The organism is Acinetobacter sp. HY1485 (assembly GCF_027568475.1).
GTDB lineage: Bacteria > Pseudomonadota > Gammaproteobacteria > Pseudomonadales > Moraxellaceae > Acinetobacter.
Genome location: NZ_JANKZG010000009.1, coordinates 1 through 22,727, shown reverse-complemented (window position 1 = coordinate 22,727; position 22,727 = coordinate 1). Strand labels below are relative to the sequence as shown.

The 22,727-nt window shown below is 38.2% G+C and carries 26 protein-coding genes and 1 tRNA gene; 17 read left to right on the top strand and 10 right to left on the bottom strand.

What is annotated here, in order from left to right; all coding sequences use genetic code 11:
* Positions 1–173 precede the first annotated feature (173 nt).
* Positions 174–881 carry an acetolactate decarboxylase gene (gene budA / locus PCI70_RS09855; protein ID WP_269915165.1) on the top strand — a complete coding sequence of 236 codons (708 nt, stop codon included), beginning with the start codon at positions 174–176 and terminating at the stop codon, positions 879–881.
* Positions 882–919: 38 nt separating this feature from the next.
* Here the strand turns inward: budA and PCI70_RS09850 are convergent.
* A tRNA-Ser gene (locus PCI70_RS09850) sits at positions 920–1,009 on the bottom strand.
* A 118-nt stretch (positions 1,010–1,127) separates the two neighbouring features.
* On the opposite strand from PCI70_RS09850, the gene PCI70_RS09845 reads away from it, so the two are divergent.
* The gene (locus PCI70_RS09845) at positions 1,128–3,008 is read left to right on the top strand and encodes a potassium transporter Kup (RefSeq protein WP_269915164.1); all 1,881 of its coding nucleotides are present in this window, start codon (positions 1,128–1,130) and stop codon (positions 3,006–3,008) included.
* 27 nt (positions 3,009–3,035) lie between these two features.
* Here the strand turns inward: PCI70_RS09845 and PCI70_RS09840 are convergent, their stop codons facing one another.
* Positions 3,036–3,272, bottom strand: coding sequence for a hypothetical protein (locus tag PCI70_RS09840; RefSeq protein WP_269915163.1), 237 nt, complete (start codon positions 3,270–3,272; stop codon positions 3,036–3,038).
* A 135-nt stretch (positions 3,273–3,407) separates the two neighbouring features.
* Here PCI70_RS09840 and PCI70_RS09835 point away from each other — a divergent pair, with 135 nt between their 5' ends.
* The gene (locus PCI70_RS09835; RefSeq protein ID WP_269915162.1) at positions 3,408–4,349 is read left to right on the top strand and encodes a DNA/RNA non-specific endonuclease; all 942 of its coding nucleotides are present in this window, start codon (positions 3,408–3,410) and stop codon (positions 4,347–4,349) included.
* Here PCI70_RS09835 and PCI70_RS09830 read toward each other — a convergent pair.
* Positions 4,346–5,392, bottom strand: a complete 1,047-nt coding sequence (locus PCI70_RS09830) for a hypothetical protein (protein ID WP_269915161.1) — start codon at positions 5,390–5,392, stop codon at positions 4,346–4,348. The genes PCI70_RS09835 and PCI70_RS09830 overlap by 4 nt on opposite strands.
* Positions 5,393–5,575: 183 nt before the next feature.
* Between PCI70_RS09830 and PCI70_RS09825 the strand changes: the two genes are divergently transcribed.
* Entirely contained in the window at positions 5,576–6,469 is an 894-nt protein-coding gene (locus PCI70_RS09825; RefSeq protein WP_333473569.1) for a DNA/RNA non-specific endonuclease, read from the top strand.
* 11 nt (positions 6,470–6,480) lie between these two features.
* Entirely contained in the window at positions 6,481–6,723 is a 243-nt protein-coding gene (locus PCI70_RS09820) for a hypothetical protein (protein ID WP_269915159.1), read from the top strand.
* Here PCI70_RS09820 and znuB read toward each other — a convergent pair.
* Genes znuB through PCI70_RS09805 form a run of 3 tightly spaced genes read right to left on the bottom strand, consistent with a single transcriptional unit; the run spans position 6,718 to position 8,741 of the window.
* Positions 6,718–7,518 (bottom strand): zinc ABC transporter permease subunit ZnuB, encoded by an 801-nt coding sequence (gene znuB / locus PCI70_RS09815; protein ID WP_269915158.1) that lies wholly within the window; start codon positions 7,516–7,518, stop codon positions 6,718–6,720. The two genes, PCI70_RS09820 and znuB, sit on opposite strands and share 6 nt — an antisense overlap.
* Before the next feature lie 3 nt (positions 7,519–7,521).
* Positions 7,522–8,277, bottom strand: a complete 756-nt coding sequence (gene znuC, locus PCI70_RS09810) for a zinc ABC transporter ATP-binding protein ZnuC (RefSeq protein WP_269915157.1) — start codon at positions 8,275–8,277, stop codon at positions 7,522–7,524.
* Positions 8,253–8,741, bottom strand: coding sequence for a transcriptional repressor (locus PCI70_RS09805; protein ID WP_269915156.1), 489 nt, complete (start codon positions 8,739–8,741; stop codon positions 8,253–8,255). Before PCI70_RS09805 ends, znuC begins: the two co-directional genes overlap by 25 nt.
* 84 nt (positions 8,742–8,825) lie before the next feature.
* Between PCI70_RS09805 and PCI70_RS09800 the strand changes: the two genes are divergently transcribed.
* The 10 genes from PCI70_RS09800 to PCI70_RS09755 all read left to right on the top strand — a co-directional run bounded on the left by PCI70_RS09800 (position 8,826) and on the right by PCI70_RS09755 (position 16,944).
* Positions 8,826–9,668, top strand: a complete 843-nt coding sequence (locus PCI70_RS09800; RefSeq protein WP_269915155.1) for a metal ABC transporter solute-binding protein, Zn/Mn family — start codon at positions 8,826–8,828, stop codon at positions 9,666–9,668.
* A gap of 160 nt (positions 9,669–9,828) precedes the next feature.
* Positions 9,829–10,230 carry an ATP synthase subunit I gene (locus PCI70_RS09795; protein WP_269915154.1) on the top strand — a complete coding sequence of 134 codons (402 nt, stop codon included), beginning with the start codon at positions 9,829–9,831 and terminating at the stop codon, positions 10,228–10,230.
* 92 nt (positions 10,231–10,322) lie between these two features.
* Entirely contained in the window at positions 10,323–11,198 is an 876-nt protein-coding gene (atpB, locus tag PCI70_RS09790) for a F0F1 ATP synthase subunit A (RefSeq protein ID WP_269915153.1), read from the top strand.
* Positions 11,199–11,252: 54 nt separating this feature from the next.
* Complete coding sequence (atpE, locus tag PCI70_RS09785; RefSeq protein WP_000424060.1) at positions 11,253–11,498, top strand: F0F1 ATP synthase subunit C; 246 nt, start codon at positions 11,253–11,255, stop codon at positions 11,496–11,498.
* A gap of 37 nt (positions 11,499–11,535) precedes the next feature.
* Entirely contained in the window at positions 11,536–12,006 is a 471-nt protein-coding gene (locus PCI70_RS09780; protein WP_269915152.1) for a F0F1 ATP synthase subunit B, read from the top strand.
* Between the two features lie 12 nt (positions 12,007–12,018).
* Positions 12,019–12,555: a F0F1 ATP synthase subunit delta gene (locus PCI70_RS09775; RefSeq protein ID WP_269915151.1), complete on the top strand. Its 537-nt coding sequence runs from the start codon at positions 12,019–12,021 to the stop codon at positions 12,553–12,555.
* 40 nt (positions 12,556–12,595) lie between these two features.
* Complete coding sequence (atpA, locus tag PCI70_RS09770) at positions 12,596–14,140, top strand: F0F1 ATP synthase subunit alpha (RefSeq protein WP_269915150.1); 1,545 nt, start codon at positions 12,596–12,598, stop codon at positions 14,138–14,140.
* 59 nt (positions 14,141–14,199) lie between these two features.
* Positions 14,200–15,069, top strand: a complete 870-nt coding sequence (gene atpG / locus PCI70_RS09765; RefSeq protein ID WP_269915149.1) for a F0F1 ATP synthase subunit gamma — start codon at positions 14,200–14,202, stop codon at positions 15,067–15,069.
* 31 nt (positions 15,070–15,100) lie between these two features.
* Positions 15,101–16,507, top strand: coding sequence for a F0F1 ATP synthase subunit beta (atpD, locus tag PCI70_RS09760; protein WP_269915148.1), 1,407 nt, complete (start codon positions 15,101–15,103; stop codon positions 16,505–16,507).
* Positions 16,508–16,524: 17 nt separating this feature from the next.
* A complete protein-coding gene (locus PCI70_RS09755; RefSeq protein WP_269915147.1) occupies positions 16,525–16,944 on the top strand; it encodes a F0F1 ATP synthase subunit epsilon in 420 nt (139 codons plus the stop codon).
* Between the two features lie 29 nt (positions 16,945–16,973).
* On the opposite strand, the gene PCI70_RS09750 is transcribed toward PCI70_RS09755, so the two are convergent.
* Positions 16,974–17,699, bottom strand: a complete 726-nt coding sequence (locus tag PCI70_RS09750) for an AraC family transcriptional regulator (protein ID WP_269915146.1) — start codon at positions 17,697–17,699, stop codon at positions 16,974–16,976.
* Positions 17,700–17,789: 90 nt separating this feature from the next.
* Here PCI70_RS09750 and PCI70_RS09745 point away from each other — a divergent pair, with 90 nt between their 5' ends.
* Positions 17,790–18,647 carry a DMT family transporter gene (locus PCI70_RS09745; protein ID WP_269915145.1) on the top strand — a complete coding sequence of 286 codons (858 nt, stop codon included), beginning with the start codon at positions 17,790–17,792 and terminating at the stop codon, positions 18,645–18,647.
* 281 nt (positions 18,648–18,928) lie between these two features.
* Here the strand turns inward: PCI70_RS09745 and PCI70_RS09740 are convergent, their stop codons facing one another.
* From PCI70_RS09740 to PCI70_RS09730, 3 genes are read right to left on the bottom strand one after another with little or no spacing between them, the layout of a single operon-like run.
* Positions 18,929–19,486 carry an L-threonylcarbamoyladenylate synthase gene (locus PCI70_RS09740; RefSeq protein WP_269915144.1) on the bottom strand — a complete coding sequence of 186 codons (558 nt, stop codon included), beginning with the start codon at positions 19,484–19,486 and terminating at the stop codon, positions 18,929–18,931.
* On the bottom strand, positions 19,480–20,580 hold the full coding sequence (gene dprA / locus PCI70_RS09735) for a DNA-processing protein DprA (protein ID WP_269915143.1): 1,101 nt from the start codon (positions 20,578–20,580) through the stop codon (positions 19,480–19,482). Before dprA ends, PCI70_RS09740 begins: the two co-directional genes overlap by 7 nt.
* A 3-nt stretch (positions 20,581–20,583) precedes the next feature.
* Positions 20,584–21,714: a LysM peptidoglycan-binding domain-containing protein gene (locus tag PCI70_RS09730; protein WP_269915142.1), complete on the bottom strand. Its 1,131-nt coding sequence runs from the start codon at positions 21,712–21,714 to the stop codon at positions 20,584–20,586.
* A gap of 107 nt (positions 21,715–21,821) precedes the next feature.
* On the opposite strand from PCI70_RS09730, the gene def reads away from it, so the two are divergent.
* The gene (gene def, locus PCI70_RS09725) at positions 21,822–22,346 is read left to right on the top strand and encodes a peptide deformylase (RefSeq protein ID WP_269915141.1); all 525 of its coding nucleotides are present in this window, start codon (positions 21,822–21,824) and stop codon (positions 22,344–22,346) included.
* Positions 22,347–22,727 lie beyond the last annotated feature (381 nt).

Here is a 22,727-nt window from a genome sequence, read left to right as displayed (position 1 = left end):
CCGTCAGATTCGCGAGGTGATGTAAATTAGGCAGAGTTTGCGACGAATATATGACAATTCAATGACAATTTGATGCATATATTAAATGGAAAAATGACTTGAGATAGAAAGTTACGATCTTTCTATAGAAACAAACACTAAGACCTGTTGAGATAATAAAAAAGGAGAATGATATGAAAAAAATGACACAGTTTTCGACCATGAATGCCTTACTTGTTGGACTATATGATGGTTTTTTCTCAGTAGAAGAACTCAAAAAAGCAGGCAACTTAGGGCTTGGCTGTACGTGCGGTCTAGCAGGAGAGTTGATTTTAACAGCAGATGATTGTTATACCGCAACGGCAAATCAAAAATTGAAAATTATGCAAAATACAGATCTTGTCCCTTTTGCACAGGTGGCACAGTTTGAACCTACCGAACAACTGTCACTTCAACATCTTAAAAATAAAGACGAGTTGACGGCGTTTTTATTAGAGCAAGCCAATACAAAAAATCTATTTATTGGATTTAAAGTTGAAGGCGCTTTTAAACATATAAAATTACGCCAACCGCCAACAGGGCTTAAAAAACCTTATCCACCTATGACGGAAGTATTTAAAAACCAAACCGAAGAAACCTTAGATGATGTGAAAGGAACCCTCATTGGTTTTTGGTCGCCAGAACAGTATCAAGGTGTGGCAGTAGCAGGTTTGCATGTGCATTTTATTGATGACGCGCAACAAGATGGCGGGCATGTGCTTGATTTAGAGCTAGAGCAGGGTATTTGTGAAATACAATGTTATGCAGATATAGAAATGAAACTGCCTACCCAAAAAGAATTTTTACAAGCTAATTTAGAATACGAAAATTTAGATGCTGATATTAAGCAAGCGGAGAATTAAAAAAGGCTCAAACGTTTTCGTTTAAGCCTTTAAGTATATGGCGGTGAGAGAGGGATTCGAACCCTCGATACGCGCAAACGTATACACACTTTCCAGGCGTGCTCCTTAAGCCACTCGGACACCTCACCAAGTGGCGAGATAATAACGAAAAAAAAACACAATGCCAAGAACAAAAAATAGATTTAAGGAAAAAGCATTTTCTTAGTGCTAAGATTGCGCCATATAGACTCAAAATGTAGTTTTTTTATGCAAACTTCTACAAAAAAAGTGTCCATGCACGCTGTGACCCTTGCTGCTCTAGGCGTGGTGTTTGGCGATATTGGAACAAGCCCGCTCTATGCCATACGTGAATGCTTTTTAGCAACACACTTAAGTATTAGTCATCAAAGTGTGATGGGGATTCTATCTCTCATTTTTTGGTGTATGACACTTTCAATTAGCTTAAAGTATGTCAGTATTATTATGCGTGCAGACAACAATGGCGAAGGTGGTATTATTTCATTATTAGCTTTGAATTTACGCACAAGCCGAATCTCCCAAAACAAAAAGATTTATCTGATTGCGCTTGGATTTATTGGTGCATCACTTTTTTTTGGTGATGGGATTATCACGCCCGCTATTTCTGTACTTTCTGCTGTAGAAGGGCTAAGTATCGCCACACCTGCCTTTAATAAATGGCTCATGCCAATTGCTTTAGGAATTTTGACGGCGCTATTTTTAGTACAACGTCATGGTACGGCAACGATGGGTAAATTTTTTGGACCTATTACGTTACTGTGGTTTTTGTCTATTGCAGCAGCAGGCATATGGAGTATTATCCAAACGCCGTTTGTACTGACCATGATTAGTCCACATTGGGCAATTCAATTTATTGCACATCAACCTATGGTGGCCTTTTTAACGATGGGTGCAGTGGTTCTAACCATGACAGGTGGTGAAGCACTATATGCAGATATGGGACACTTTGGACGTATGCCAATCAAAATGGCATGGTTTTTTGTGGTATGCCCATGTTTACTTTTAAACTATGCAGGGCAAGGGGCATTGTTACTTCGTGATCCTGCCTCTATTACCAATCCTTTCTTTTTGCTTGTACCAAGTTGGGGCTTATACCCTATGATTGGACTTGCCACAGCAGCGGCAGTAATTGCTTCTCAAGCAGTGATTACAGGCGTATTTTCTATGGCAAACCAAGCCATTCAGTTACGTTACTTGCCACGTTTAGAAGTTCATCACACATCAGATGTAGAGCAAGGGCAAATTTATCTGCCTTTTATTAATTGGATTTTGTACGTTTCTGTTTTAATTCTTATTTTACTGTTTCATAACAGTGCCAATTTAGCCAGTGCCTATGGTGTTGCAGTGACCATGACCATGCTATGTGGTACGGTACTGATTACCACTTATGCATACGGCGGTTGGAAATGGTCTTGGTATAAAATTGCACTCTTTGCGATTCCATTTTTCTTGATGGACTTTATGTTCGTTGCTTCTACGTCGTTAAAAATTGTAGCAGGTGGATGGGTACCTATCGTAATTGGTGCAGTTGTTTTTACCATATTGATGACATGGAAAGATGGACGTGCCATTGTAATCAATCGCTTAGAAAAAGATGCGTTACCACTCGACCTCTTTATTAAAAGTGCCACAATGAGCAATGACACAAAATATGTGCCAGGTGAGGCGATCTTTTTAACAGGTACACCTAATATTGTGCCGCATGCCATGTTGCATAATATTAAGCATAATAAAGTACTGCATGAGCGTAATATTATGGTGACGGTAATTACGCAAGATGTGCCGTATGTTGATGCTAAAGACCGTTTAATGATTGAAACATTAGACCCACGTTTTTACCGTATTTTTATTTACTATGGTTTCAAAGATCAGCCCAATGTACCTGTCGCGTTAGAACGTGCTTATCAAGAGCTTGGTTTTGAATTTGATATGATGCACATGAGTTTCTTTATCTCGCGTGATCGTCTTATTCATACTGTGGGTGATGGTATGGCACCGTGGCGTGAAAAACTGTTTATTTCGATGTACCGCAATACCAGTCCTGTGAGTGACTTTTACTTGATTCCAACCAACCGTGTGGTGGAAATGGGAAGTCAAATTGAGATATAAAAAAATCGAGGCATTTGCCTCGATTTTTTATTGTGCCATTGGTGCAGGTGGCGGTGTCTCTACAGGTGGTTGAGGCTGTGACGCATCAACAGGTTTGTATTGTCCGCTTTGCATCAGTTGTTGTAATGAACCGGGTTGCCCATTTACAGTTGTACTTACCTGCGCTTGAGATAAGCTTTCTAATGTTTGACCCGGCTGTACAGGTGGTTCTGCAAAAACAGCTGATGTTGCAAAAATTCCTGCGACTAATGCTAAATATTTCATCGTTTTGCCCTCTTATTTATCTTATATTTTTATATTAAAACCTTAGTTGAGCGAAGGTTGTATAAAATTTGTTGATATATTTGAGCAAAAAAGTGTTTAACGTTAACATCTAGAAAAATTTCTGATAGCTGTTGTATGCGTAAATTTATTGCTGTTTTGGGCGCGTTGGTGTGCCAAGCGACACTTGCTAATCAATGTTTAGATCAGTTCTATGCAGATGCACCGCCGTATTTGAGTAAGCAAACGCTTAAGCAAAATACCACGCCTATTTGCTTTAATGGCTTTGCGGTGATGCACTCAGGGATTTCTAAAACGCCCTTGTGGAGTGCAGAGCATTTAACGCCACAACGTCTAAGCCAGAAAATCAAACGCGAAGATAGCTTTCACGAAGAAGACCAAGTGCCAGAGCAATATCGCGCTACACTCAAAGATTATAAAGCGTCAGGCTATGACCGTGGGCACATGTCACCTAATGAAGATATGCCCGATAGCGTATCACAAAATGATAGTTTTTCCTTAGCTAATGTAATACCCCAAGCACACCATAACAATATAGATATTTTTTGGAAGCTTGAAGAAGCCACGCGTGGGATGATCACTAAACAAAACCAAGATGTTTATGTAGTAACAGGACCCATTTTCTCGGGTAAAAAACTTAACAGTATTGGAAATGGCGTTTTAGTGCCCACAGCCGTATATAAAGCAGTTTATTATCCTAAAACAGGTGTAATCGGTGCTTATCTTGCACCCAATGATAATTCACTGCAGGTTAAAGCAGTCAGTGTCTGTGCGGTCGAAGCATTAACGGGCATCAATATTTTTCCACAGCTCAATGATGCGCTAAAACGCAAAACTTACGATCTACCTTTAAGTACGACGAACGTTAAAGCGGATATTGCTTACACAGGAATGGACACACAAAGCCAATGTGCTCCTGCTATGACACAAGAGCAAATTAAACAATCACAAAATGCTTTTGGTACGGCAACATCGCATACATCTGCAACGGGTTGGTTACAAACCTTTAAAAACATCTTGGCAACATTATTTGAATTTATATCTAAAATGCTAAGTTAATAAGGTGATTGTATCTGTTTGCTACTATTTAATATGACTTGAGGTAAACCTTTGTGTTCGATGATTTTTCCATAAATACATTGATTTGTACCTACAAATTTCTCTAATGAAGGAAATTTATCTATATTACTTGTCCAAACTATAAAACTAATATCTTGATTGGGATATATATTACCCATGTTTAAGTAAACACCTTTAGTAAAAAATTTTATTTGAGAAATTTTGCCACATATAGTTTTTTTCTTTCCAATATTTTTATAACTATTGTCAGATGAAATTTGTAGTTTTACTTGCTCTGTATTTGGTGATTTAGATGTAAGATGACTATTAATATTCAGATAAATTTCATAAGCTACAAATATAAAAACAATTAAAGAGACAATAAATATAGGTTTATAGATCGTATTTTTAATTTTAGAGTTTATGACTTGTTTACTACTAGGTTTTAAATTGTCTTTAAGTTTTAGCTCTAACTCTTTAATCTTCTTTTCATATTCCATTTGTTGTTGATTATTGGTAATAATTTCTAAAAATTCTGTTTCTTTTTTTAATTTTTGCATTTTTAAAATATTACTAATTTCTTCAATAGTATTGTGTGGATTACATTGTATTTGCTTGTTTGTATATCTGAGTAATATTTTAAATTTCTGAATAAGAGAATTTTGCCTAAACATCATATCATTAAAGTCTTGATAATTTTTAACCTTCCATAACCCATCTAGCTCAATAGGTAAATTATAAGAAAACTCTTCATTTTTAATATAGAAATCAATATAGCGATTTTTACCATTACTATCTTGAAAGTGGTATTGAGCATAGACATCACTTGGTTTAAGAAATGAAATTTTTCTTAAAATTTTATTTACAAACAGTAGCTCATAATTTGCTGGATGTATTAATTTATTTTTATTAACTTCAATCCATAAATCCCATGGGTCAGGAGTAATATTTTTTTTGATTTTCTGACAGTTAAAGCATCTATTGTCTTGCTCAATAGATCCATCATAATTCCATGATCTACCGCAGTTGTTACAACTACCCATTTAAATACACCTATTTACAAGTTTTATAAATCTTTTAATTCTTAAGATGTGACAGTATAAATTGATACGTATAAAATAACTTGTTAAGGTAATAAAATTTTATTTGAAATGAATATGAAGCTAAACAAAAATATAAAAATATATATTACTATTTGTATTTGTATTTTTTCATATCAATTATGTTTGGCTAATCAATGTTTAGATCAGTTCTATGCAGATGCACCGCCGTATTTGAGTAAGCAAACGCTTAAGCAAAATGTCACACCTATTTGCTTTAATGGTTTTGCAGTCATGCACTCAGGGATTTCTAAAACGCCCTTGTGGAGTGCAGAGCATTTAACACCACAACGTTTAAGTCAAAAAGTTAAACGTGAAGATAGCTTTCATGCAGAAAACCAAGTACCAGAGCAATACCGCGCTACACTCAAAGATTATAAAGCGTCAGGCTATGACCGTGGGCACATGTCACCTAATGGTGATATGCCTGATAGCGCATCACAAAATGATAGTTTTTCTTTAGCCAACATGGTGCCACAAAAGCCTAAAAATAACCAAGAAGTATGGCGTAAGCTTGAAGAAGCCACTCGTGGGATGGTCACTAAACAAAACCAAGATGTTTATGTAGTAACAGGACCTATTTTCTCGGGTAAAAAACTTAATCCTATTGGAAATGGCGTTTTAGTGCCGACAGCCGTATATAAAGCGGTTTATTATCCTAAAACAGGTGTAATTGGTGCTTATCTTGCACCCAACGATAATTCACTGCAGGTTAAAGCAGTGAGTGTGTGTGCGGTCGAAGAATTAACGGGCATCAATATTTTTCCACAGCTCAATGATGCGCTAAAACGCAAAACTTACGACTTACCTCTAAGTACGACGAATGTTAAAGCGAATATTACTTACACAGGAATGGATACAAAAAGCCAATGTGCTCCTGCTATGACACAAGAGCAAATTCAACAATCACAAACAGCTTTTGGTACGGCAACATCGCATACGCCTGCAAAAGGTTGGTTGCAAACCCTTAAAAACATCTTGGCAGAATTACTTGAATTTATATCTAAAATGCTAAAATAAGAGGATAAAAAATGTTTAAACCTTTTGAAAATGACAAAGACGCAAGTGCAATTTACGACCTTACCTTAGAAAATGGCACAGACCGCATTAACATGTACGGTAATTTGCAAATTACAAAAGATGAAGCAGGTTTAAAAACAGCTAAGGCATTACAGGCATTTGTAAATGAGATGGTAAGTGCTTTAGAAAAAAAGCAGTTGCCTGAAAAAGTGGAAATAGCCGATCAAAAAGAAGTAGAAAATCCTTTTTTATAAGGATTTTCTGATTTTTTGCCAACCAAAAATAAAGCAAAAAATTAAAGACATGGTTAGCACAATGCTCAATCCACTGGCGATGTTTAAAAACGCACTTGACCATAAACCAACGCATAGCGCAATTTGTCCAATTACAAATGCCCAAATCACCATTTGTTTGGGTGAGTGTGCAAGTAAACGGGCAGAAAGGGCAGGAATAACTAACAATGCGCCCATCAACAACGAACCCACAGCACGTAATGCCAAGACCGTAAATAAAGCTAACAACAACATAAAGACAAGGCGTTGCAGATTGGCATTAATGCCTTCACTCATGGCAATATCAGGGTCAATCGCAATTTGAACTTGTGATTTCCACGTTCGCCACAGTAATCCTAACGATAAAACGATAATACCTGCAAAGATTGGAAGTTCACTCCAACCAATCGTCAGTAAATCGCCAAATAAGTAACTTAAAAGCTCAGGGCGAAGTGTTGGTAGGTTTTGAATAAGCAGTAAGCCCGAGCATAAAAGCGTTGCCGAGCATAAAGCAAGTAAAGCATCACTCGGTAAACGATGATCGTGTAAGATCCATAAAATTCCCACCAACGCTAACGCTAAACACGTTACACCTACCCATAAAGGTAGACTGAGCATCCCTGCGATTGCGACGCCTAACAGCGTACCGTGTGCCATCGTATCTGCAAAAAAAGACATACGACGCCATAGCATTAAACATCCTAAGGGTGCGGTGAGTAAGATGAGCAAGCCACCCATCACCCAAGCAGGCAATAACAGTTGTAACCATTCCATCATATGTTATGCCTCAGGTTCGGGATGAATAATATCGCATGGGGTAGGGGAGTCGCCGTGTGCGCAATGGTCATGGTGATGTTGATAAAACACACGCTGTCCAAAAATAGCTTGATATTCAGGATGCTGTTGTACGCTTTCAGGTAAACCACTACAACAAATGTGTTTGTTTAGACACACCACACGGTGTGTACCTTGCATCACCCATTGCAGATCGTGTGACACCATAATCACGGCGCAACCATAACGCTCGGGTAAACTCCGTACATACTCATATAGTTCAGCTTCTGACTGAATATCTAAACCTTGCATAGGTTCATCAAGTACTAATACATTAGGTTTTCTAAGCAATGCACGTGCTAAAAGAACGCGTTGTTTTTCACCGCCTGATAAATATTGTATTTTGGCATTTAACAGTTTTTCGATGCCTGTTTCACTCAAAATCTGTTTTTTAGTTGTCTCATCACAACGTTCTAGCGCAAGTAAATCTTTTACACGTAATGGCAAACTATGCGATGGGTTAAACTTTTGAGGAACATACGAAAACTTTAAATGCTGTGCATGCCAAACTTTCCCTTTTGTTGGCTTTACAATCCCGAGCAGTACTTTAATAAGGGTAGATTTACCTGCACCGTTAGGACCAATCAGCGTTACAATTTCATTGGGTTGTAGTTCAAAATCTACATTTTTAAGAATATCGCGTTCATCAATATGAACATAAATACCCGAAAGCTTAATTAAGCACTTTTGCACTGCTGACATGTCCCTAAAATTTCAATCGTGGTGTGATGAATACTAAAATCATCAGACTGCGCTAAATGAGATAAGTGGCTTAAGAGTTGGTCTGCTGATGCTTCTTTAACTGTTTTACATTCAGAGCAAATTAAGAAAGCAGCTTGATGCCCTTCTCTTGGGTGACAACATGGAATAAATGCATTAATTGAGCTTAAACGATGAATCAGCCCCATATCGAGTAAAAAGTCCAAACTACGGTACACGGTTGGCGGTGCAGCAGGTTTATCTGAGGTATTTTTAATTTGCGCTAAAATATCATATGCGCCAATAGGACCTGAGGCACTTAAAATAAATGCCAACACATCTTTACGTAATGGCGTTAAACGTGCTTGATGGGTTGTGCACAGCACTTCTGCTTCTTTTAAGCGTGTTGCAAGATCGCCATGATCATGAACGCCATGAACTGCATTATCGTGTGAACATGAACCCATAGTTTTTCACCTGAACGAAATTTTAAAGATAAAATACACTTTTTAGTGTTATAATATAACACATGTTACAATAGAGATAGTAAGATGCTAACGCGTGTATTGGCGATATGTGTACTGTTATTAAGCACCAGCGCATTATGGGCTAAAGGGCTTGTGGTTTCAATTCATCCCATCTACCTGATTGCCAAAGAGGTAACAAAAGGGATCGAAAAACCAGAACTTTTGTTAGCTAATCAATCAGGTCACGATGTACAACTTACCCCTGCAAACCGTAAAGCAGTGCAAGATGCTGAGCTTGTGATTTGGTTAGGTAAGGCACACGAAGCACCGTTAGATAAATTATTAAGTCAAAATACGCAAGCAATTTCGTTGCTTAACTCAGGTATCTTAGCCACTTTACCACTGCGTGATTTAAATGGACAGGCGATTGCAAATAGTGTTGATACACACGTTTGGTTAGAACCTAATAATGCAGTACGTATTGCGTTTTACATTGCGGCATTGCGCTCAAAACAACACCCAGAAAATAAAGAACAATATTGGAAAAATGCACGTGCTTTTGCTCAAAAACTACTGATTACCACCAAAGATTTTGGTCGTAATAAGCAACCTACGCCGTATTGGACATATCACGATGCCTATCAATACCTCGAACGTCCACTCAATATAAAATTGGCAGGTACGTTGACATCTGACCCACATGTACCACCCACAGTGGCCCAGATCAAAATGCTAAATGACACGCGTCCACAACCTAAAATGTGTTTACTTGCAGAAGGGGAGGCGAGTAAAAATCAGTATCAAAAACTTCAGCCGATTAATTTTCAGGCAGTAGATGAAAGTTTAAATGCAGAAACGGATTTTATTAAAGCATGGACAGACCTTGCAAAAAATATTCAAGGTTGTACGCAAAGTGCACAAAACTAGATTATCTTAATTAAAAATTAAAAAAACACGGTTTTTTTGAAAAAGCCGTGTCTTAGGTCGGGAAATGATTGCATGTTTAGGGGGCTAACTCTATAATGCCTGCGATTAAAAACGATCATCAACTAAACTTGTCAAGCATTAACGCTGTGAGTGGATAACAATGAGCCGAACGAGTCGCTTGGTTGACCGACGATTGGCGAAAGCTTTGGTCTTCTTGCAAGCCTTAATGATACCTGTTTCAGCCCTGATTGCATGGGTTGTAAAAGATGGAACTGCCGCAAAGAGCATGGCACTTGGTGCATGTGTTTGTTGGTTAGCCACCAGTTATTTTTCTTGGCAATCTTTTAAAGTTGCAGGCGCACGAGCATCTCGGCAGGTGCTGTCCAACATGTATAAAGGCATGATGGGGAAGTTTGCAATTGTGATCGTTGGATTTATTTTGATTTTAAGCAATGTCAAACCGTTGTCACCGGTCGCATTGTTTTGTGGTTTTATGCTTGTTCAGGCGATGTCATGGGTTGCACCTTTTTGGGTAGCTAGACAACAAAAAAAGCAAGTATAAACGCATAAAAATATTAGAGAGTAACGAGATATCTAGCAGCGCGCGATATTCGTTCACTCTTTTTCGTAATTGACATTGACCAGGTGTGATTTATGGCTGCTGAAGAACATGCCCTTACTTCGACAGAGTATATCAAGCATCACTTGACCAATTTAACCTATGGCAAAATGCCAGACGGTACATGGAAATTGGCTGAGAATGCAAAAGAAGCTCAAGAAATGGGTTTTTCTGCTATTCACTTGGACTCAATGGGTTGGTCAATCACTCTTGGTATCATTTTCTGCTTAATTTTTTGGTGTGTTGCAAAAGCTGCAAATGCAGGCGTACCAACCAAAATGCAAGCTGCTGTTGAAATGGTTATCGAGTTTGTTGACTCAAGTGTTCGCGATACCTTTCATGGTAAATCACGTTTAATTGCTCCACTTTCATTGACTATCTTCGTGTGGATTTTCCTCATGAATACAATGGATTTGATCCCTGTTGACTGGATTCCACATCTAGCACAAATCATTGGTGCAAACGTATTTGGCATGGATCCACATCACGTTTACTTCAAGGTTGTTCCATCTACAGACCCTAACATTACTCTTGGTATGTCGTTGTCTGTATTTGTCTTAATCTTGTTTTATAGCATTCGTGAAAAAGGTGTGGGCGGTTTTGTTGGCGAACTAGCACTTAACCCATTTAACCCAAGTAATCCTATTGCTAAAGCGTTATTAATTCCAGTGAACTTAATTTTGGAATTAGTAACTTTCCTAGCACGACCAGTTTCGTTGGCACTTCGACTCTTTGGTAACATGTATGCAGGTGAACTTATCTTCATCTTAATCGCGTTACTACCGTTTTGGATCCAATGGGCGTTGTCTGTGCCTTGGGCGATCTTCCACATTCTTGTAATCACGTTGCAAGCATTCATCTTTATGATGCTAACCATCGTTTACTTGAGCATGGCAAGCGAAAAACATTAATGGTATTGCCTAACAAAGGTTAGGCTTAATTTATAAACCTCTGAGGAATTTTTCATGGAACTCACTTTAGGTCTAGTTGCAATTGCATCTGCTATTTTAATCGCTTTCGGTGCTTTAGGTACTGCGATTGGTTTTGGTCTTTTAGGTGGTCGCTTTTTAGAAGCAGTTGCTCGTCAACCTGAGCTTGCTCCACAACTTCAAACTCGTATGTTCTTAATCGCGGGTCTTCTTGATGCTGTACCTATGATCGGCGTTGGTATTGGTTTATTCTTCATCTTCGCAAATCCATTTGTAGGTTAATCATCTTAATTCCTAAACCACCATTTGAGGAATTGCAATGAATATCAACCTCACATTGATTGGCCAAGCGATTGCGTTTGCGATGTTTGTCGCATTTTGCATGAAGTTTGTTTGGCCACCACTAATCAATGCGATTAGTGAGCGTCAGCGTCGTATCGCTGATGGCTTAAATGCTGCTGAAAAAGCGAAAGAAGATCTTGCTGATGCACAATCACAAGTGAAACAAGAGCTAGAAGCGGCAAAAGCACAAGCGGCTCAATTGATTGAACAAGCGAACCGTCGTGCAGCACAATTGGTCGAAGAAGCGCGTACTCAAGCATCTGCTGAAGGTGAACGTATTCGTCAACAAGCTCAAGAAGCTGTTGATCAAGACATCAATTCTGCTCGCGAAGAATTACGTCAACAAGTTGCTGCTTTAGCAGTTGATGGTGCAGAAAAAATTCTTAACCAAAATGTTGATGCAGAAGCTCACAATGCCATGCTGACTCAGCTGGCTGCTAAACTTTAAGCGAGGCGAAACATGGCTGAACTCTTGACGTTGGCACGCCCGTACGCTAAAGCAGCATTTGCTTTCGCTTCGGAGCAAGGTGCAACTGACAATTGGTCGAATGCGTTACAAGTGCTCAGTGCTGCGGTGCAAGACGAAGCATTTTCCGCTTATTTAAATCGCCCTGAACTTACTCCAAGTGAGCAAGTTAAGCTTTTTGCTAAAGTTTTAGGTGAAGCGCAAACTCAGCAAGTGTCAAACTTTTTGACACTTCTTGCAGAAAATGACCGTTTGTCATTGCTTCCTGAAATTGAAGCAGAATATGAACAGCTTAAAGCACAAAATAACAATACGGTAGATGCAGTAATTGAATCGGCTCTACCATTAACTTCTGTACAAGAACAGCTACTTACACATGCGCTAGAAAAGCGTTTTAATAGTGCTGTAAATGTATCTGTAGAAGTTAATCCTGCGCTTATTGCAGGTGTTGTAATTCGTGCAGGCGATCAAGTGATAGATGACTCTGCGCTTAACAAGCTTGAAAAAATGCGGACTCGTCTTCTTGCCTAAGCAATAAGACTGAACTAATCAAAGATTGAGGAATAGCGCAATGCAACAACTGAATCCATCCGAGATCAGTGCGCTCATTAAACAGCGTATCAGCGATCTGGACACAAGTGCGACCGCTAAAAATGAGGGTACCATTGTTATGGTATCTGACGGTATCGTGCGTATTCACGGTCTTGCTGATGCAATGTACGGTGAAATGATTGAGTTTGAAGGCGGCTTATTTGGTATGGCACTGAACCTAGAACAGGATTCAGTGGGTGCCGTTGTTTTAGGTAACTACCTAAGCCTTCAAGAAGGACAAAAAGCACGTTGTACTGGTCGTGTATTAGAAGTTCCAGTAGGTCCAGAACTTCTTGGCCGTGTTGTAGATGCTTTGGGTAACCCAATTGACGGGAAAGGTCCACTTAACGCAAAACTTACAGATGCTGTTGAAAAAGTAGCACCTGGTGTAATTTGGCGTCAAAGTGTAGATGAACCTGTACAAACTGGTTATAAATCAGTAGATACAATGATTCCTGTTGGTCGTGGTCAGCGTGAGTTGATTATTGGTGACCGCCAAACTGGTAAAACAGCAATGGCGATCGATGCGATCATCGCTCAGAAAAATTCTGGCATTAAATGTGTATATGTTGCAATTGGTCAAAAACAATCGACTATTGCAAACGTTGTACGCAAGCTAGAAGAAACTGGCGCAATGGAATATACCACTGTTGTGGCTGCTGCCGCTGCTGATCCTGCTGCAATGCAGTACTTAGCACCGTACTCTGGCTGTACAATGGGTGAATACTTCCGTGACCGTGGTGAAGATGCGTTAATTATTTATGATGATTTGTCTAAGCAAGCTGTTGCTTACCGTCAAATCTCATTATTATTACGTCGCCCACCAGGTCGTGAAGCATACCCAGGTGACGTATTCTATCTTCACTCGCGTCTTCTTGAGCGTGCATCTCGTGTATCTGCTGACTACGTTGAGCAATTCACTAAAGGTGAAGTTAAAGGTCAAACTGGCTCATTAACTGCTTTACCAATTATTGAAACTCAAGCAGGTGACGTATCTGCATTCGTACCAACAAACGTAATTTCGATTACAGATGGTCAGATCTTCTTAGAAACATCATTATTTAACGCAGGTATTCGTCCTGCGGTAAACGCAGGTATTTCGGTATCGCGTGTTGGTGGTTCTGCTCAAACGAAGATCATCAAAAAGCTATCTGGTGGTATCCGTACCGCGTTGGCACAATACCGTGAATTGGCAGCATTTGCTCAGTTTGCTTCTGATCTTGATGAAGCAACACGTAAACAACTTGAACACGGTCAACGTGTAACTGAGTTGATGAAGCAAAAGCAATATGCGCCATACTCAATTGCAGATCAAGCAGTTTCAATTTACGCTTCTAACGAAGGTTACATGACTGACGTTGAAGTGAAGAAAATTGTAGACTTTGATACAGCGTTAATTGCGTACTTCCGTTCAGAATACGCTGAATTAATGCAAAACATCGATGCAACTGGTAACTACGACAAAGACATCGAAGCTGCAATTAAAGCAGGTATTGAGAACTTCAAAGCGACTCAAACTTACTAAGTTTTCACGGATCAATGTTCGGAAGCTGTTTTTAAGCTTTCGAACAGTAGGTTAAGCATATGGCAAATTTAAAAGAAATACGCGCCAAAGTAGCCAGCATTAAAAGTACGCAAAAAATTACGCGTGCAATGCAAATGGTCGCTGCTTCAAAAATGCGTCGTGCGCAAGAGCGTATGGCTGCAGGGCGTCCGTATGCCGAAAATATGCACCGTGTAATTGCTCATTTGGTACAGGCAAACCCTGAATACAAACACCGTTATATGGTAGATCGTCCTGTAAAACGCGTTGGTTATATCATCGTGTCTTCAGATCGTGGTCTAGCAGGTGGTTTAAACATTAACTTGTTTAAAAAAATTGTTCAGCACGTTCAGCAACAAAAAGAGCAATCAATTGAAGTTCAATTTGCTTTAATTGGTCAAAAAGCGGTGTCGTTTTTTAAAAGCTACGGCGGTAAAGTGCTTGGAGCGACAACACAACTTGGTGATGCACCAAGCTTAGATCAGCTTTCTGGCTCAGTACAAGTAATGCTTGACGCATTTGATAAAGGCGAACTTGATCGCATTTATTTAGTATCAAATGGTTTTGTCAATGCAATGACACAGAAGCCAAAAGTTGAACAACTTGTTCCTTTAGCTCCAGCAGAAGAAGGCGAAAGTTTAAACCGTCAATACGGTTGGGACTATATCTATGAACCAGAGGCAGAACAATTGCTCAATGGTTTATTGGTTCGCTACATCGAGTCTATGGTTTATCAAGGCGTAATTGAAAATATTGCGTGTGAACAGTCTGCGCGTATGGTGGCAATGAAAGCTGCAACCGACAACGCAGGTCAGCTGATCAAAGACCTACAACTCGTTTACAACAAGCTGCGTCAAGCCGCGATTACTCAGGAAATTTCTGAGATCGTTGGTGGTGCCGCTGCCGTTTAACTATATTGAAATTTGAATTGAGGAGACAGCAATGAGTAGCGGTCGTATCATTCAGATCATCGGCGCGGTTATCGACGTCGAGTTTGAACGCAATAGCGTTCCTAAGATCTATGACGCTCTCCATGTTGATGGCACTGAAACTACTTTAGAAGTTCAGCAACAGCTTGGTGACGGTGTTGTGCGTACTATTGCAATGGGATCTACTGAAGGTCTTAAGCGTGGTCTTCCTGTAACAAACACAAATGCGCCAATTTCTGTACCAGTAGGTGACGGAACATTAGGTCGTATTATGGATGTTTTAGGTCGTCCTATCGATGAAGCGGGTCCTGTAGAAGCTGTATCTCAGATGCCAATTCACCGTGCTGCACCTTCTTATGCTGAACAAGCAGCGTCTACTGACCTTTTAGAAACTGGTATTAAAGTAATTGACTTACTTTGCCCGTTTGCTAAAGGTGGTAAAGTTGGTCTGTTCGGTGGTGCCGGTGTTGGTAAAACTGTAAACATGATGGAGTTGATCAACAACATCGCTAAAGCACACAGTGGTTTATCTGTGTTTGCTGGTGTTGGTGAGCGTACTCGTGAAGGGAATGACTTCTATCACGAGATGAAAGACTCGAACGTTCTTGACAAAGTAGCAATGGTCTACGGTCAGATGAATGAGCCACCGGGTAACCGTTTACGTGTTGCGCTAACTGGCTTAACAATGGCTGAATATTTCCGTGATCAAAAAGACGAAAACGGAAAAGGTCGTGACGTATTATTGTTTGTAGATAACATCTACCGTTATACACTAGCAGGTACTGAAGTATCAGCACTTCTAGGTCGTATGCCATCTGCCGTTGGTTACCAACCAACACTTGCAGAAGAGATGGGTGTTCTTCAAGAACGTATTACATCAACTAAGTCTGGTTCGATTACATCTATCCAAGCGGTATATGTACCTGCCGATGACTTAACAGATCCATCGCCTGCAACAACGTTTGCCCACTTAGACGCAACAGTTGTATTAAGCCGTGATATCGCATCTCAAGGTATTTACCCTGCGATTGATCCACTTGATTCAACTTCACGTCAGTTAGATCCATTGGTTGTTGGTCAAGAGCACTATAACATTGCACGTAATGTTCAAAACATTCTTCAACGTTATAAAGAGCTTAAAGACATCATCGCAATCTTGGGTATGGATGAGTTAGCAGAAGAAGATAAGTTAGTTGTTTACCGTGCGCGTAAAATCCAACGTTTCTTCTCTCAACCGTTCCACGTAGCAGAAGTATTTACAGGTGCACCTGGTAAATTAGTATCTCTTAAAGAAACGATTCGTGGCTTTAAAGGTCTTCTTGCTGGTGAATACGACCACATTCCAGAACAAGCGTTCTATATGGTTGGTGGTATTGACGAAGTGATTGCTAAAGCTGAGAAAATTGCAGCTAAAGCATAAGTTTCGGAGGTAATCTCATGGCAACTATGCAATGTGATGTCGTAAGTGTTAAAGAATCTTTATTCTCTGGCGCAGTGACAATGCTGATTGCAAAAGGTGTTGGCGGTGAGCTTGGTATTATGCCAAGTCATGCTCCACTTGTAACTTTACTCCATCCAGGACCAATTCGTGTTCTTTTGGAAAATGGTACAGAAGAAATTATCTATGTATCAGGCGGTGTGTTAGAAGTTCAGCCAAATGTTGTAACAGTACTTGCTGATACAGCACTTCGTGCAGAAAACTTAGACGAAGCTGCAATTGCAGAAGCACGTAAAACTGCTGAGCAAATGCTTGCAAATGCTAAGTCTGAATTGGACTCTACTGCTGCACTTGCATCTCTTTCAGAAATTGCAGGTCAGTTAGAAACAATCCGTAAAGTTAAAAATCGTGCAATGTAATTAAAAAGAGCCACCTTCGGGTGGCTTTTTTATATTTGAGAGGGTGTTTTACCTGTATAGCGTTTAAAAAATTCAATAAAACTAGAACTGTGCTGATAGCCCAATTCATAACTTACCTCTTTAATACTTTTTTTATTTTGTAGCTCAGCAATCGCAAATAATAATTTGGCTCTGTTTCGCCATTCGGTTAAAGAAATTTCAAGTTCTTGTAAACACAATCTAAAAATATGCCGTTCGCTTAATTTAAATTCTTGTAAAATTTTTGCTGTTGCTTCATTAAAACGTTTGGTGTGTCCAATTTCTTTCAAAATTTCGCTTAAAACAGGGTGATTACTTTTAGGTAAATATTGGTCATAAGATTCTGCATTTTTAAGTTGATCAAAAATAACTTGTAAAAGATGTCGATAAGAAGTTAAGCAAATTTCTTTTTGTTTAAGTGCTTCTTTAACTAATAAATGAAAAAAGGGTTGTGTCACTAATGTTTTAGGTGTGGTAGCAATTTGCTCTGATAAAGATGGATGAATTTTAATACAAATAAAATGGCTAATTTTTCGATCTATCTGTAAACAACAATGAGCAACTTGAGGGGGAATCCATAAACCATAATTCAAAGGTGTAATAAAAATTTGATCTTCAATTTGTAATTGTAAAAGTCCATCCAAACTAAAATTAAAATCACCCCATAAACCAGAATGTAAATCTATCTCACAAGCAGGTTCAAAGAAAAATTCGTGTAGTTCTATTAAATGATCCAATGTCTTATTTTCCTAGCAAATGTCCAAAAATCCTTATTTATATTATTTCAGACAAAGTTCAGAATAACAAAATTAAAAGTGAGGTGGGCTATGGTTCAATTATTACCAATTTTTGCTGTTTTTATTTGGGCACTTAATATTGTAGTTACTCGTTATGTTGCAGAATTTGTATCTCCTGTCAGTATTAGTTTTTATCGTTGGCTTATTGCTTTTTTACTGCTTACACCTTTTATTTTTAAAAAAGTAATTCAGCAATCCCCACAGATCAAACAATATTTACCGCAACTTGCTGTATTGAGTGCTTTTGGAATGGTACTTTATCAAGGACTTGCTTACACTGCTTCGCACTATACAACGGCAACAAATATGGGATTAATCAATGCATTTATTCCTGTATTTACAATTTTAGTTTCTTTGATTGTACTTAAAGAAAAACCCACTATTTTTGCAATTGTTGGCGGTGTATTGTCCTTTTTAGGATTACTTTATGTTTTAAGTCAGGGGCATATGAGTAATCTAATAAGTCACGGTAGTTTTTTAGGTAATGCGTTAATGCTAGTAGGAGTTTTCTTCTATGCATTTTATGGTGTTTTTCTTAAAAAATGGAAAATTCAACTTCCATTATTATTAAGTTTATATGTACAGATTATCTTTGCACTTATTTATCATTTACCTTTAATTTATTGGTTTGGACTTGACCATATTAATAGTCAGAACGCATCAAGTATTTTGTATGCAGGGATTTTTCCATCTTTAATCGCACCTTTTTTATGGATGAAATCGGTTAGTTTTATTGGACCAAACCGTACCAGTATTTTTATGAATTTAATGCCTGTCTTTACAGCAGTTATTGCCACATTTTGGTTATCAGAAAGTTGGACAATATTTCATACCGTGGGTGGTTTAATTATTTTAGGTGGCATTATTTTGGCACAGAAAAAACAATAGGCTAAATAATAAACATATTTTTAGACATTAATTGAATATTATAAAGGAATAGAAAATAAATTTTTATTGATTAAAAACCAATAGATAGAAATTTTATTTAAATTTACTAATTAATTTTTTAGGCTCTATTTATAGTTAAAAACTATTTTTAATTCCAACTAATTTTGTAGATAATCTGTCCCGTTCTAATGAATTTGCTGTAAATTTCTTCTCTAGAACCTTCAGATGTTTGTATTACATCGTTTTCATGCTCAGTCACCAATTTTTGACTGAGCTTTTTTTTATCCGCGAATTACCTGTCCTGTGATTGCATCTATAATACGACTTGGTTCTTGGCATGTACCTAGATTGCCATTTATATACTCTGTTTGATTACCAAAATATTGTTTCGCTTTTTCTAAGTTTGTTGCAGGAGATAACCCCGCAGGATTAGCACTTGTTGACACAATAAAATTTCCAAACTCATTACATAGTGCCTTACATAAGGTATGTTGCGTTACTCTTACTGCCACTTGAGTATGCTGACCAATAATCCATTGTGGAATATCCGATGTGACAGGTAAAAGCCATGTGGTGGCACGCTCAGAAACTGATAGCCAGCTCTGAATAATGTCATCACAACGCTTTGAATTGAGTGAACGCAACAATGGTTCAACTTGCTCAATAGAACTTGCAAGCAAAATGACACCCTTTTCAATAGGGCGTTCTTTTAGTTTGAGAATTTTTTTAAAAGCAAGTTCATTATAAGGATCACAACCTAAACCCCATACAGCTTCTGTAGGATAGGCAAGTGTACCACCTGAGTGTAAAACACGACTTGCTTCAGAAATATTTAACATGTCTTAAACCTAAGATAACGCCCTTGTTGTTGAATACATAAGCCTAAAATTTCTAACTCCGTTAAACCTGCATTAATTAAATGAATTGGCATAGCTGTTATTTGGACAATCTGTTCAATCTCTTGGCCAATCCAATCTAAAGCTAAATAAATTTCATTTAAATGTAACGGGATATCAGGCTGATGGCTTTGAGTTTGCCATTGAACTGGTAAAGCAATTTCCTCTAAAATTTGATCAGGATGATCAATTAAGACAGCACCTTCTCGAATTAATTGGTGACCACCTTTATTGTGTTCACTACAAATATGACTAGGGACAACACAAATAACTTTTCCTTGTTCTGCAGCACATTTTGCAGTACCCAACGAACCACTTTTTACAGTTGCTTCAGTGACAACAACAGCCAAACTTAAACCACTCACAATTCTATTTCGGCGTGGAAAATAAGCTTTTAAAGGTGCTGTAAAAGGTAAAAACTCTGTAATTATTGTACCTTGATGCTGAATAATTTTCTGTCTAAGCTCTACATGATGTGCAGGATAGGTACGATCTATACCTGTTGCCATCACAGCAATTGTGCTTGATAAAGCACCATAGTGTGCAGCAGCATCTACACCTTCTGCTAAGCCACTTGTAATAACTAAATCAGATTGTCCTAAACCACAGGCAAATTCATAACTAATTTGTGCGCCTTGTTTAGATACTTTACGACTTCCTACAATTGCAACTTGTGGTTTATTTAAAAGTACTAAATTGCCTTCACCAAATAAAATAGGCGGTTTGTCTTCATAGGGTAATAACTGTTGAGGATACGTATCATCTTCAATACAGCAAATAAAGTCGCAATGCCGTTTAAGCGTAATTAAAATGATTTCAAACTTTTTTTGTTCTTCGGGTGTGTAAAATACTAAAGCACGCTTTACATGATTTTTATGAAGCTTAAGTTCAGCCCACTTAGATAAATTTTTTGGTAAAACAGCTTGTTCAGCACTACCAAAATACTGAACAAGATAATTAAAACTACGAATAGAATGTTGAACCAAATACCAAAGTTTAATATAACAAATATGATGTTCAGAAATTTGGTTCATCATAGATTAATCACTATCTCGCGGTGCACGTACAAAAGAGCCTACTTTCATTGGTAATGCACTTTCTAGTACATAGGCATAACTAAACTGATCGAATGTCTTAAAAATCATAACATTACCCACTTTATGATCAGGTAAATGAATCATTTGATTAGAACGCGTATCTTTAACAACATTACCTTGTTGATAAACATTAAATATCTGTCCAATTTCAGCACCATCAGCTGTACCACGATTAATAGTAATTACACTACGTTTGGCTGCATCACCAATAGAACCAAGGACACGTACAATTTGCCCACCTTCACGTACACTATGCTCATCAGCTGGAAAAAATAAAGACGGTAAACCAGATTCATATTCTGGCAAAATCAAATCACCACGATTAATTTCTTGATTATAACTTTTAGATACTTCAACCGTTGCAATATCGCCATTCATTTCGGTTGCAATCCCAGAGGCAACTTCCATTACTTCAACACCAATGATATGTTTTTTACCCTTTTCATCTACAGTAAAATAAGGCTCAGTCGTATGATAAATTCCATATTTTTGTCCAACTTCCATGCCATTACCACGCGCATATAAAGTTTGACCGTCGCCTACAATTAAACGACCGTCTGGTGCACCTACCACATAGGGCGTATTGGTAACTGAATCAGGAGAAACAATATCTGCACGATATAACCACGACTCAATATCACTCAATGGAATTAAAGGAATACTATTTGTACTTGATTCTACACGCACTTGAGGTTCAGCGACTTGAGTTTGAGAATGGCGACGAATAATCCCTGCACAACCATCCCCCTCGTCTTTACCAACAAGCGGGCGACCATTTACTGAACACAACAATAAACGATCCCCAGGGTAAATCAAATTAGGGTTTTTAATATAACGATTACCTGCCCAAATTTCTTTCCAACGCCATGGTTGTTTTAAAAATTTCCCAGAAATATCCCATAACGTATCACCCTTACGTACTACATACACAGGTGCAGCATTATTTTTTAATTTTGCAGGTGCAACATTTGGCGAAGCACCAACAGTTGATACAGCACCCAAAGAAAAAGCGGTTCCTAAAGCCAAAGCAACAACACTCTTCTTAAACCCCAAAGTACTAAAAATAGTTTTCATTATCGTAATTCCTAAAAGGATACTTGTTAGTTGCGTTATAATAACGAAAGTATACAACACATTTCTATGACCGATTGTCATTCAGCCAGATTTTACTCGGAGGAGATATGGCTTTACTTCCTATCCTAAGCTTTCCAGACCAAAGATTACGTACCATTGCTAAACCAGTGGAAAAAATCACAGCTCAAATTCGCCAATTGGTCGATGACATGTTTGAAACCATGTATGACGCACCAGGGATTGGCTTAGCTGCAACACAAGTTGATCAACACATTCAACTAATTGTCATGGATCTATCAGAAAACAAAGATCAACCCATGGTTTTTATTAACCCAAAAATTACACCGCTCACTCAAGAAAAAGAACCTTATGAAGAAGGTTGTCTATCTGTTCCACAAATTTATGACAAAGTAAGCCGTCCAACGCATGTAAAAATTCAATATATGAATTTAGAAAGCGAAATAATAGAAGTAGAAGCAGAAGGTTTACTCGCAATTTGTATCCAACACGAGATGGATCATCTCAATGGAAAACTATTCGTAGACTATTTATCACCACTTAAACGTCAGCGAGCACGTGAAAAAGTAGAAAAAGTAGTTCGCCAACGTGAAAAAGTAGCAGTCAAACGCTAAAAATAATGCACTGAAAAGGGAAAATCAGTGCAAAACATCCCTTTTTGCTTATAAAACAAACACTCGTTAAAAAAAGCAAAAAAAAGGGTTGTGTTGTATGGGGGATTGTCTATAATGCGTATCCATAGGCAGGGCGACTGAGAAAAAGTTGTTAAGAAACAACGAATTACGAAGAAGCTAAAAAACATGTTGACAAAGATTTTAAATCGAGTAACATAGCCGACCTAGCTCGCTGATGACGAATTAGCGAGAAAATCATTAAGAGAATTGAAGAACAACTTGTGTGGATTTTTACTGATTGATCACTGATAAATTAAAATCATTGGTTACAATTAGTAAGAATTTACTCGAAAATTTATTTGAGCGAATATTGCTAGTAAT